General features: G+C 32.6%; 10 protein-coding genes. All 10 read left to right on the top strand.

From position 1 onward, the window contains the following. Position 1: 1 nt before the first annotated feature. Positions 2-4300, top strand: coding sequence for a DNA-directed RNA polymerase subunit beta' (gene rpoC, locus DG435_RS19795; RefSeq protein WP_106792252.1), 4299 nt, complete (start codon positions 2-4; stop codon positions 4298-4300). A 65-nt stretch (positions 4301-4365) separates the two neighbouring features. After that, positions 4366-4680, top strand: coding sequence for a DUF3467 domain-containing protein (locus DG435_RS19790; protein ID WP_106792253.1), 315 nt, complete (start codon positions 4366-4368; stop codon positions 4678-4680). 129 nt (positions 4681-4809) lie between these two features. Then, a complete protein-coding gene (locus DG435_RS19785) occupies positions 4810-5913 on the top strand; it encodes a serine hydrolase (protein ID WP_106792254.1) in 1104 nt (367 codons plus the stop codon). 552 nt (positions 5914-6465) lie between these two features. Continuing rightward, a complete protein-coding gene (locus DG435_RS19780; protein ID WP_159025538.1) occupies positions 6466-7038 on the top strand; it encodes a hypothetical protein in 573 nt (190 codons plus the stop codon). Positions 7039-7066: 28 nt separating this feature from the next. Beyond that, entirely contained in the window at positions 7067-7663 is a 597-nt protein-coding gene (locus DG435_RS19775) for an acyltransferase (protein ID WP_106792256.1), read from the top strand. Between the two features lie 75 nt (positions 7664-7738). Continuing rightward, positions 7739-8704: a Gfo/Idh/MocA family oxidoreductase gene (locus DG435_RS19770; RefSeq protein ID WP_369872285.1), complete on the top strand. Its 966-nt coding sequence runs from the start codon at positions 7739-7741 to the stop codon at positions 8702-8704. Between the two features lie 58 nt (positions 8705-8762). Further along, positions 8763-10205 carry a lipopolysaccharide biosynthesis protein gene (locus DG435_RS19765; RefSeq protein ID WP_106792258.1) on the top strand — a complete coding sequence of 481 codons (1443 nt, stop codon included), beginning with the start codon at positions 8763-8765 and terminating at the stop codon, positions 10203-10205. A gap of 18 nt (positions 10206-10223) precedes the next feature. After that, positions 10224-11054, top strand: a complete 831-nt coding sequence (locus DG435_RS19760) for an FkbM family methyltransferase (RefSeq protein ID WP_106792259.1) — start codon at positions 10224-10226, stop codon at positions 11052-11054. Then, positions 11055-12146: a glycosyltransferase family 4 protein gene (locus DG435_RS19755; RefSeq protein WP_106792260.1), complete on the top strand. Its 1092-nt coding sequence runs from the start codon at positions 11055-11057 to the stop codon at positions 12144-12146. It begins immediately after the preceding gene. Further along, the gene (locus tag DG435_RS19750) at positions 12146-13555 is read left to right on the top strand and encodes a glycosyltransferase family 39 protein (RefSeq protein ID WP_106792261.1); all 1410 of its coding nucleotides are present in this window, start codon (positions 12146-12148) and stop codon (positions 13553-13555) included. Before DG435_RS19755 ends, DG435_RS19750 begins: the two co-directional genes overlap by 1 nt. The last annotated feature ends 4 nt before the right edge of the window (positions 13556-13559 follow it).

Here is a 13559-nt window from a genome sequence, read left to right as displayed (position 1 = left end):
TATGGCAAGAAATAATGATAAGAATACAGTAAAGAGATTTAACAAAATCTCTATAGGTTTAGCATCTCCTGAGTCAATTTTAGCGGCATCTCAGGGAGAAGTGCTAAAACCCGAAACTATCAATTATCGTACTCACAAACCCGAGCGTGATGGTTTGTTCTGTGAGCGTATTTTTGGACCTGTAAAGGACTTTGAATGTGCTTGTGGTAAATATAAAAGAATTCGTTACAAAGGTATTGTTTGTGATCGATGTGGAGTAGAAGTTACCGAAAAGAAAGTTCGTAGAGACCGAGTAGGGCACATTAACTTAGTTGTTCCTGTGGCACACATCTGGTATTTCCGTTCTTTACCAAATAAAATAGGATATTTATTAGGACTTCCATCTAAGAAATTAGATATGATTATTTACTACGAACGTTACGTAGTAATTCAACCTGGTATTGCCAAAAACGAAGAAGGTGAAGCTGTTCAGAAAATGGACTTCCTTACAGAAGAAGAATATTTAAATATTTTAGATAGCCTTCCTCAAGAAAATCTATATCTTGATGATACAGACCCTAATAAGTTTATCGCAAAGATGGGAGCAGAGTGTCTTATCGAGATCTTAAGAAGAATTGATCTTGATGCACTATCTTATGAACTAAGACATAAAGCAAATAACGAAACGTCTAAACAACGTAAAACAGAAGCATTAAAACGTCTTCAGGTTGTTGAGTCTTTCCGTGATGCAAATAAAAATAGAGAAAACAATCCAGAATGGATGGTTCTAAAAGTTGTACCGGTAATTCCACCAGAATTACGTCCTTTGGTGCCACTTGATGGAGGTCGTTTTGCAACTTCAGATTTAAATGATTTGTATCGTCGTGTGATTATACGTAATAATCGTTTGAAGCGTTTGATGGAAATTAAAGCTCCAGAAGTTATTTTACGTAACGAAAAGCGTATGCTTCAGGAGTCTGTAGATTCATTATTTGATAATACACGTAAGGCTTCTGCTGTTAAAACAGATTCTAACAGACCGTTAAAATCATTATCTGATTCTTTAAAAGGTAAGCAAGGACGTTTCCGTCAGAACTTACTTGGTAAACGTGTGGATTATTCAGCACGTTCTGTGATTGTTGTTGGACCAGAATTGAAATTATTCGAATGTGGTCTTCCAAAGAATATGGCTGCAGAACTTTATAAACCATTTGTAATCAGAAAACTGATCGAACGTGGTATTGTAAAGACAGTAAAATCTGCAAAGAAAATTATAGATAGAAAAGAGCCTGTAGTTTGGGATATCTTAGAGAATGTCTTAAAAGGACATCCGGTATTACTAAACCGTGCTCCTACGCTTCACCGTCTGGGTATACAGGCATTTCAGCCTAAACTTATTGAAGGTAAAGCAATACAGTTACACCCATTGGTTTGTACTGCATTTAATGCCGATTTTGATGGAGATCAAATGGCAGTGCACTTACCATTAGGACCAGAAGCAATTTTAGAATCTCAGTTGTTGATGTTAGCATCACACAACATTCTTAACCCTGCTAATGGATCACCAGTAACAGTTCCTTCTCAGGATATGGTCTTGGGTCTTTATTATATGACTAAGTCTCGTAGATCTACTCCAGAATTAGAAATAAAAGGAGAAGACTTAACGTTCTACTCTCCAGAAGAAGTAGTTATAGCTTATAATGAAAAGAGATTAGATATTAATGCTAATATCAAAGTTAGAACTCAAGATATTGAAGAAGGAGAACTAGTAACTAAAATAATAGAAACTACTACAGGTAGAGTTTTATTTAATGAGAAAGTTCCTGAAAAAGCAGGATATATTAACGAAGTATTGACGAAAAAATCACTTAGGGATATTATCGGAGGTATTTTGAAAGTAACAAGTGTTCCTGAAACAGCAGAATTCTTAGATGAAATCAAAACATTAGGATATAATTTTGCATTCCAGGGAGGATTATCATTCAGTTTAGGAGATATTATTATTCCTAAAGAGAAACATACCATGATTGCTGATGCAAATTCACAGGTAGACAATATTGTAGCAAACTATAATATGGGTCTTATTACCAATAATGAGCGTTATAATCAGGTAATTGATATCTGGACATCTACAAATGCTGAGTTGACAGAATTGTCTATGAAGCGTATTCGTGAAGATCAACAAGGATTCAATTCGGTGTATATGATGCTTGACTCTGGTGCAAGGGGATCTAAAGAACAGATTCGTCAGTTAACCGGAATGCGTGGATTGATGGCGAAACCGAAGAAAGCAAGTTCTGCTGGTGGAGAAATTATTGAAAACCCAATTCTTTCTAACTTTAAAGAAGGACTTTCTATCCTTGAGTACTTTATTTCTACTCACGGTGCTCGTAAAGGTCTTGCAGATACCGCTCTTAAAACTGCGGATGCAGGATATCTTACACGTCGTTTGGTTGATGTTGCTCAGGATGTTATTGTTAATATAGAGGATTGTGGTACGCTTAGAGGTGTAGAAGTAACCCCGTTAAAGAAAAATGAGGAAATCATAGAAGGACTTGCTGCTAGAATAGTAGGAAGAACTTCGTTGCAGGATGTTATTAATCCATTAACTCAAGAAGTATTAGCAGAAGCTGGTGTAGAAATTAATGATGAAGTTGCTAAGATTATTGAGAATTCTCCTGTAGAATCTGTAGAAGTTCGTTCTGCACTTACATGTGAAGCAAAGAAAGGAATTTGTGTAAAATGTTATGGTCGTAACCTTGCCACTGGAAAAACAGTACAGCGTGGTGAAGCCGTTGGTGTTGTAGCTGCTCAATCTATTGGAGAGCCTGGTACACAGCTTACATTACGTACATTCCACGTGGGAGGTATTGCAGGTAACATTTCTGAAGAAAATCAATTAAAATCTAAATTTGCCGGTAAAGCTGAAATTGAAGAGCTTAAAACTGTTAAAGGAGAAGATGGTGAGGGTAATGAGATCGATGTAGTAATTTCTCGTACATCAGAAGTTAAAATCATTGATCCAAAAACTAAGATTGTCTTAAGTACAAACTTAATTCCTTACGGTTCTCAATTATTTATTCAGGACGGAGATAAAATAGGTGAAGAACATGTAATCTGTCAGTGGGATCCATATAATGGAGTGATTATCTCTGAGTTTGCTGGTAAAGTACGATATGAAAATATTGAACAAGGTATTACTTATCAAGTAGAGATTGATGAACAAACTGGTTTCCAGGAAAAAGTAATTTCTGAATCTCGTGATAAGAAAAAGATACCAACATTACATGTATTAGGAAAAGGAGATGAAGTGCTACGTTCTTATAACTTACCAGTTGGAGCTCACCTTATGGTGGATGATAATGATAAGATTAAGGTAGGTAAAATCTTGGTTAAGATTCCTCGTAAGTCTGCCAAAGCAGGTGATATTACAGGAGGTCTTCCAAGAGTAACAGAATTATTCGAAGCACGTAACCCTTCTAACCCAGCTGTGGTTAGTGAAATTGATGGTGTAGTATCATTTGGAAAAATCAAACGTGGTAATCGTGAGATTATCGTAGAATCCAGAATAGGAGAAATTAAAAAGTATCTTGTAAAACTTTCTAATCAAATTCTTGTTCAGGAAAATGATTATGTTCGTGCAGGAATGCCATTATCAGATGGATCTACTACGCCAGAAGATATACTTAAAATCAAAGGCCCTTCTGCAGTACAGCAGTATTTGGTTAATGAAGTACAAGAAGTATATCGATTACAGGGTGTGAAAATTAATGATAAGCATTTTGAAGTAGTAGTACGTCAAATGATGCGTAAAGTAAGAATTCAGGATCCGGGAGATACTATTTTCCTTGAGAATCAATTAGTACATAAAGCTGATTTTATCGAAGAAAATGATGAGATCTTCGGAATGAAGGTTGTTGAAGATTCGGGAGATAGTGAAAACCTTAAAGAAGGACAGATAATTTCTCCACGTGATTTAAGAGATGAAAATTCTGCTTTACGTAGAGATGATAAAAACCTAGTTACTGCAAGAGATGTTTCTCCTGCTACAGCGACTCCAATACTGCAAGGTATTACAAGAGCTTCGCTACAAACTAAGTCCTTTATCTCTGCAGCGTCATTCCAGGAAACAACAAAAGTGTTAAATGAAGCTGCTGTAAGCGGTAAAATTGATGACCTTGAAGGTCTTAAAGAGAACGTGATTGTTGGACATAGAATACCAGCAGGAACAGGAATGAGAGACTATGAAAGTATCATTGTTGGTTCAAACGAAGAGTTTGAAGAACGAATGGAACAGCGACAAGAAGTTAATTATAACTAATATAAATAGCCTGCCTTTTTAGGCAGGCTTTTTTTTGATCAAACGATTCTAAAATAAAATTAGATATGGCAGATAATAAAAATCAGAAACAAAATCAATTGAATATAGAGCTAGATGAAGATGTTGCAGACGGGACCTATAGTAATCTTGCAATTATTAACCATTCAGTTTCAGAATTTGTAGTTGATTTCGTGAACATTATGCCGGGTAGACCAAAAAGTAAGGTGAAAAGCAGAATTATTTTAACTCCGCAGCATGCCAAAAGATTATTAAAAGCGCTTAGTGATAATGTAAATCGATTTGAAGCTGCTCATGGAGAAATTAAAGATTATGAACAAGCACCTATTCCGATGAATTTTGGCCCTACAGGAGAAGCTTAGACGGTAATTGAATTCTAGGATGCTTCATTAGAATATAATTCGTTGATTGTACAGCTTCTTTTTTACTGAAAAACACTTAAGAAATAAATGATTAGATTTATAGAAGTCATAGCATAAAAAAACACTTCTATGAATGTCAAACTATTATCAATTCGATTGATTGTAGGATTAATTAGTCTTATATTATTTGTTAACTGCCAAAAAGATGATGATTTACCTGTCAATTCAAATCCAATTTTTGAAGGATTAGATAGCGTTGTGAAAAATCAAATGGTTACATATAATATTCCTGGTGCCAGTATCGCAGTTATTAGAAATGAAAAGCTTGTGTATGCCAATTCTTTTGGCTATTCTAATAAAATAATTAATAAAAAAGCAGCTAACCATGACCTGTATAGAATAGCAAGTATATCAAAACCTATTACTGCAATTGCTATTCTAAAATTAGTTGAAGATGGTTTGTTATCTCTTGATCAGAAAGTTTTTGGACCAGATGGGGTTTTAGGAAACGATTATGGAGCCCCACCTGCTAATTCTAATAAAGAATTAATTACTGTTAGACAGCTTTTAAACCATGAATCTGGTTGGGAGAACTCTCCAAATGATCCCATGTTTTCGGATTTTAATAAACCTTTGGATGAGTTGATAACTGATATGGTATTACGTAGAAAGTTAGCCAATCCTCCGGGTTCAGTATATTATTACCTTAATTTTGGATATAGTATACTAGGAAGAATCATAGAAAAGATTACAAAAGTTTCTTATGAAGCATACGTTAAATCAAATATTCTAGAACCATGCGGAATTTCTAAAATGAAAATTGGGAAGAATACTTTAAATGATAGATTTCCAAATGAAGTGACATACTATCAGGGTAATTTTAATCCTTATGACTTAAACATTACACGAATGGATTCTCCCGCTGGATGGATTGCTTCTGCAACAGATCTGGCCCGCTTTATAGTCAAAATTGATAGAAACCCCTCTAAACCAGATATTATCTCAAATTCATTACTTAATAATTTATATCTTGGTTCTTCTAGTTGGTACCATACTGGTTCTATGGCAGGCACATCTGGAATTATTAGTAGACATAACGATACATTAAGTTTTGTTGTATTATTTAATAAAAGAGCAGATCATCATCCGGATATAGTCGAGGATAAATTTAGGAATGCTTTTTATAAAGAGGTTATAACGATATCTAAATGGCCAGAACATGATTTGTTTTAAAAACTGTAAAGGTCAATTTTGAAAATTAAACAAATAATGATAATAAGCATTATCCTAATATAGATGCAAATCTTCCTCTTAACTTTTCTCAGTTAAAGAAAATAAATTCAATAAATATAATAAGGTGTTGAATACTAATGAATTTCTGATCATATTCTTGCTATTATTGTAAAACAAAGGCCGTCGTCATATATTAGATGATAGATTTTTAAAGAGTTGATACATAAACTTATATGAGTCTAAAATATATGAAATAGCTATAGGCAGTTGTATTTTTGCGGTAAAACAGTAATTGACTTAAAAAAAAATCTGCTAAATTTACATAGAAGATATCTAAATAAATCTTAAAAAAAGAAGCTACAAGGTTTATGATATATCTCATTAGTCACATTTGTCAAATAAATTTATATAGTTCACGAGTAATTAAAAGTGTTTTAGAAGAATTATTAAAAATTCTTTATTGATCTACCCCGATCAAATGTATTAGTCAATTTGTAACCCCTGTAATTGATTAATATAACGAAAGAAACACATATATGGTGATCATAAAATATGATTTTGACACGACTTCTGTTGCTGGTCTTATTTGTTATAAATTTTTCTTTTGCTTATGCACAAGAAGAGGATCCTTGGGTTGTAGGTTTGGGGCTAAATGTTGTAGATAATTCTGGAAGTCGTTTTGATGAATTACTCAATATTGAAGATAATTGGAATTTGTCACGCTTATTAAAAATTACAGTAGAAAAAAGGTTTGATTATGATTATGGAATTGAGCTATCAACATCAATCAATAAATTTCAGAGTGGCAAAAAAATAAATAGCGTTTTTAGTGTAGAAACTATCAATTATTTTGCCGTTGACTTGATGGTTAAAAACTATACATCTAACTATTGGAACGATCCAAGACATGCAGAATACACTGGTTATTTGATAGGTGGATGGGGAGGAAATTTTTTTAACGAAGTTATTAATAATACATTAAATATTGGGCTAGGTTTAAACATTAGACTTGGGGTGTATATGTGGCTTAATTTTCAAACATTAGGAAAATTTTCTATGGATAACAATACTCCAGGAAACGCAAATCATTTACAACATTCTATTTCGGTTGTAATGTGGTTATAAATAAGTGAGATATAATTAAATATAATATATGAAACTAAACTATTATGTACATGAAACTGCAATAATAGATCATGGATGCAACATTGGTAGCGATACCAAAATATGGCATTTCTCTCATATTATGATTGACTGTAGTATAGGTAAACATTGCAATATCGGCCAGAATGTAGTGATCTCTCCACAGGTTATTATAGGTGATAATGTAAAAATACAAAATAACGTATCGGTATATACCGGTGTTGTTTGTGAAGATGATGTATTTCTGGGTCCATCGTGTGTATTTACTAATGTTGTAAACCCTAGGAGTGGAGTGAATAGAAGAGGACTATATAGTAAAACAAACGTAGGTGAAGGAGCAACGATTGGAGCAAACGCAACCATAGTTTGTGGTCATGATATTGGCACATATGCTTTTATCGGAGCCGGAGCCGTTGTAACCAAAAATATAAAACCATATGCACTGGTTGTAGGAAATCCAGCCAGGCAAATTGGATGGATGAGTGAGTATGGTCATCGTTTAGAGTTTGATAAAGACGGCATTGCAGTCTGCCCCGAAAGCAATGAGATATATGAATTAAAGAATCAACAAGTTTTTAAAACACAACCTGTCAAAAAGGAATTTTAATTCCTACTATACCCCATTCTGTAATATCAGATACGTGATTGAATCTCTTAAAGTGTAACTAAAAAAGACATGATGATGAAAAAAAACTTTGCATTGATTGGCGCAGCAGGTTATGTGGCTCCAAAGCACCTTAAAGCTATTAAAGAAACAAATAATAACCTTCTTGCTGCATTAGATAAATTTGATAGTGTAGGAGTATTGGATAGTTATTTCCCAGATGCCGATTTTTTTGTAGAATTTGAACGTTTCGACAGACATCTCGAAAAACTTAAAAGAAGAAAAGGAATTATATTAGATTATGTAAGTATTTGTACTCCAAATTATTTACATGATGCGCATATAAGAATGGCACTTCGCAGAGGAGCCAATGCGATCTGCGAAAAACCCCTTGTTTTGAATCCCTGGAATATAGAACCTCTAATTGAAATTGAAAAAGAATGTGAGAGGAAAGTAAATACAATTTTACAACTGCGATTACACCATAGTATAGTAGCTCTAAAAAAAATGATTGATGAAGGGCCCAAGGATAAAATATATGACATAGACCTTACCTATCTTACCTCAAGAGGTAGTTGGTATAATAGCTCCTGGAAAGGAGAAATTGGCAAGTCAGGAGGAATGGCAACCAATATCGGAGTTCACTTTTTTGATATGCTACTTTGGATATTTGGAGGAGCAACAGAGAATATTGTGCACAAACATGATCTTTATAGTGCCTCTGGATATTTAGAACTAGAAAAAGCACGTGTAAGATGGTTTCTATCCATAGATTATGAAAATATACCTGAGTCTGTTAAAATGAAAAATCAAAGAACATATCGTTCTATCCAGGTTGATGGAAAAGAAATTGAATTTAGCTCTGGTTTTACAGAATTACACACCAAAAGTTATATAGAAATTCTAAATAATAATGGTTTTGGGTTGATTGATGCAAAACCGTCCATACAATTAGTACATGATATTAGAAATGCAGAATTAAGCCCGTTAAGAGGAGAGTATCACCCTTTTTTAAACAGATCAAAAAAAGTACAGTATACCTAATTTTTTAGCATAAGATTTGATTTTAGAATTCGGTTATTTTATATAAAAACAACTACTCGTGAGTATTTTGAAAAGAAAAACAACTATTGGATTAGTGTGGAGTAGTATTGATAAGTTTTCGACGCTAATGATACAATTCATTTTAGGTATTGTATTAGCAAGAATACTTATGCCAGAAGATTATGGCCTCATCGGAATGATAGCTATTTTTCTTGCAATATCTCAGTCCTTAGTAGATAGTGGGTTTTTTACTGCATTGGTACAGAAAAAAAATGTAAATAATAATGACTATTCTACAATATTTTTCTTTAATATCATTGTAGGTTTTATTCTATATGGCATTTTATTTATTGGATCTGGTTTTATAGGAGATTTCTATGAAACACCAATACTAGTAGATATTATAAAAGTTATTGGGATCAATATTATAATTGTATCCACAACCATTGTTCATAGAGCGTTTCTTACCACCAAAATTGATTTTAAAACACTGGCTATAATCAATATTGTTTCTGCACTACTTGGAGGAATTGTTGGTATTTATCTGGCAGTTAATGGATATGGCGTTTGGACTTTAGTGTATCAAACTATTGTGAGAAGTCTATCAATTGCAATTTTATTCTGGGTCTTAAATCAATGGAAACCTAGTTTGATTTTTGATAAACAATCTTTTAAGACCCTTTTTGGATTTGGCTCTAAACTAATGATTTCTGGATTACTTAAAATATTTTTTAAGAACATTTACCTTATTATAATTGGTAAAATCTATAAAGCAGAAGAATTGGGATATTTTACCAGAGCTACTTTATTTAAACAAATTCCAGAAACTTTGGTAACCACGATTCTTCAAAGTGTTACTTTTCCTGTTTTAGTAAAAGTTATTGATGAGGACTCAAAGGTTAAGAACCTTTTAGAGCGAAGTGTTAAACTTACTGGTTTCCTGTTATTTCCTATTATTACAGTACTTATATTTTATGCCAAACCTATTATTTTGGTTTTAATTACTAGTAAATGGCTGCCCACAGTTATTCTACTTCAGATATTATCGTTAGAAATTATTTTTCATCCACTACAATATATCAATCTTAATTTTTTGAATGCTAAAGGAAGATCTGATTTATTCTTGAAATTAGAACTCATAAAAAATGTACTCACTGTTGTTGCAATTCTGGTGACCTATAGATTTGGATTGATCCCCTTAAGTATAGGTTACGTTTTGGTTTCTTTTTTCGGGTTTTTTATTAACTCACACTATACCAAGAAGTATGTCGATTATTCAGGTTTCGATCAATTAATAGATCTTCTTCCATATCTGTTAGTTAGTATAGTAGCTACAGGAATAGGATTTTTTATTAGTGAAATGTTTAGTAGCTATTTAATCCAACTGATCTTAGGAACAGGAATAAGTTTAGGGATATACTATGTACTATCCTATATGCTAAAATTTAGAGAATTAATTGAAATTAAAAACCTTATTACGAGTAAGATAATGACAAGGTAATATTAAAAATCTAAAGAGATGAAACAGATCTTAAAAAAAATAATATCGGGAATACTTAATGGTATTATGACTTTGATTCCGGGGAAAACCCGGAAAGCATCTTTTTTAGGATGGATTAGCAGAGTGTTAGAAGACTCTAATAACCGGGTAGAATATGATGTAGATTATGATATGTATTGGTTAAAAAATGGAGAGCAATATCTTTATCTGGTACAGCAACCATATTTCAATTTTAGTAAAAAGAAACTTTATCAAAGTATCGAAAGGATAGCATGTCAATATTATATACCTAAAAAAGGTGACGTAATTGTAGATATTGGTGCAGGTATAGGAACAGAAACGTTGTTTTTTGATGAAAAAACAGAAAATGAAGGTAAAATATATTCTATAGAAGCTAGTAGAGCAAGTCATCAAAAACTTGTAGAATTATGTGCCAAAAACCAAATTAAGACTTCCGAAAATTTAAATCTGGCCATTACTAATAGCAATCAAAAGTTGTGGATTGAAGAAACGAATAATTATCAAGTTGATTATATAAATAAAAAATCTAAGGGAATCGAAGTAGACGGGGTCACTTTAGATCATTTTGTAGAAGAAAATAATATAACAAACATTGATTTTCTTAAGGTTAATATTGAAGGGTCCGAACTACATATGATAGAAGGTATGGAAAATGCAATTAAGATTACTAAGAATATTGCTATCTCCTGCCATGATTTTCTTTTTGAGGATGATCGAGAGATTAAAGTTACAATGTCAAAATTCCTAGAAGCTAATAACTTTCAGGTTTCCTATAATCAAACAGGACATCGGGTAATAGATAGCTGGATATATGGAAAACAACTATAAATGAAAATTGTACATGTCATATCATCTCTGGATATTGGAGGAGCAGAAAATTTTGTTGTTCAACTTGCTAATGAACAATCAAAATCAAATGATGTATGTATTGTTACTTTAAAAAAAACAGATCCGGATAAAAATTATATTGATAAAATAAAAAAAGGCATTGACCTATATCAATTAGGTTGGACCAAAAAGTATAGTATAAAACAATTTATTGGCCTTTATATTCTCCTTGGTAAATTGGCTCCAAAAACTGTTTTTGTACACTTGCATAATCCGTTATACTATATCTACGGAATCTCAATAGTAAAACCCAAAATGTCTTACATACATACTATTCACAGTAGTTTCGAAAATTGGAAATTAGTACTTGGGTATTTAAATAAACTTCGTTTTTTAAACAATAGAATTTTACACGTATGTGTAGCTCCCACCATTTATAATGATCTTAAGAAAAACTTACCAAAACTAAAATCAACAGTCATACCCAACGGAATAAAAAGTCACTGTCCAGAAAGAGCCGAAAGTGAAATAAGAACATTTTGGAATAGTTTCCCAATTCAACCACAAAAAGGGCAACGTTTTTTGGCGATAGGGAATATAAATCGTCATAAAAACTATAAACTATTATCCTTGAGTTTTAGAGAGGTATATGTTAAGTGCCCTAGTGCTATGTGTATTCAAATAGGGCGTGAAACAGATACGATTCTGGTTAACGAACTTAAGAAAATTAATACTCCTAATGTATTCCTGGCTGGGCCAAAAAAAAATGCTGCAGACTTTTTGCTAGATGCAGATGCCTTGATTGTAAGCTCTGTCCAAGAGGGTATGCCTATTGTAATTCTGGAAGCTTTATCAATGGGAGTGCCAATAATTAGTACCCCAGCAGGAGGAATTAAAGATATTATCATAGACGGTTATAATGGATTTCTTATTGAAGATTTTGAAGTTTCCTCTCTAACATCCGCTGTTCTAAAATTTATTGAATTATCGCAAGAAAATAAAAAATTAATGGCTGCGAATGCCAGATCATGTTTTGAAGACTATTATGAAATACAAAAGGTAAACGAATCCTATCAAAGTAAATCAGCATAATGTACTGGACAAAGAGAAATACTAATGTTATCATGTTTTTTACAGTAGGTATACTGTTACTTCACATAGTGGTATTTCCAGCCTACATTATGCCATTGCCAATTCTATTTGCTGGTTTCGGAACCATTATTCTTTTTGTTACAGGGTTACAATATTATTCTCAATCCTGGGAGAGAAAAGACAATTTTATACAAAGAATCTTCCTTCACAGTCTTATTTATCGTCTAATTTCGATTGGAGTTCTATATGTACTTACAATGCTCTATGATCCAGCAAATTTGCCGATGGAAATAGCAGCATCAGACTCCTGGAACTATCATTATTCTGGATCATTAGTAGCAGATGCGATAGAAGACGGAAGACACATATTTGGCGTTTTATCTGGTTTTTGGAAAAATGAATCTGATTATGGATTTTCTATTATTATTGGTTTTTTCTATTTCATTTTTGGAAAGAATATTTTAATTATTAAAATATTTAATGCGGTATTGGGGAGTATCACAGTGATAAGAATATATCAAATAACCAGGATTTCATATGATGAAAAAAGAGCTCGTCTGGCAGGAATTATTACGATGTTAATGCCTGCATTGTTATGGTTTACAGGTTTTTTGTTAAAAGAAACATTTATGATATTTCTTATTGCAAATATTGCATACCTAACCCAGTTAATCATTATACAGAAGAAGTTTAGAGTTCTATATTCCCTACTTATTCTACTTCAATTCGGAGTAATCTTTTATTTCAGGGTAATCTTAGCTCCCTTACTCATCTTTTGTGTATTAATACAGATCTTATTCTATAAAACTTCTAATAAAAATTATAGAATGTCATCTATATTTATTTCAATACTATTTATTGCCGGAAGTTTTTTTGTAATGAATGAATTAGGAATGGATAAACATGTCGAAATAGCTATAGAGGCAAGTAAAGATCAATTCGGGAACGAGTTAAGTAACACCTCTAAACAGCGAGGAATAAATTATACTGCTGCTATTATAAGCCCACTCTTAATTGCTGGTGCAATTATTACTCCTTTCCCTTCATTATTGGATTTTGAAGCTGCACAATTAGGTATCTATTCGCATTTTCAAAATGAAATAGTACGAAACTGCTTATACTTTTTTGTATTTCTTGGATTGTATAACGCTTATAAAACCAAAAATAGAAAAGTCATTTTTGTTGGCGGATTTGCCATCATATATATTGTAATTCTTGCTGTATCTGGTATATCATTTCAGGATCGATTTCAAATACTATCCCTACCATTTTTAATCATTTTTATGGCAGACGGTATCGCTACAAAATATCCTAAGCGTAATCAGCATTGGTTGAGTTATTTAACATTCATTTTTGCAGCAATATTGATGTGGAATTTATTTAAACTATCAAATCGAGGACTATTATAAACAG

The organism is Aquimarina sp. Aq78 (genome assembly GCF_900299525.1).
Classification (GTDB): domain Bacteria; phylum Bacteroidota; class Bacteroidia; order Flavobacteriales; family Flavobacteriaceae; genus Aquimarina.
Note: the sequence above shows the minus strand (reverse complement) of the source record. Positions and strands in the feature narration are given on the sequence as shown.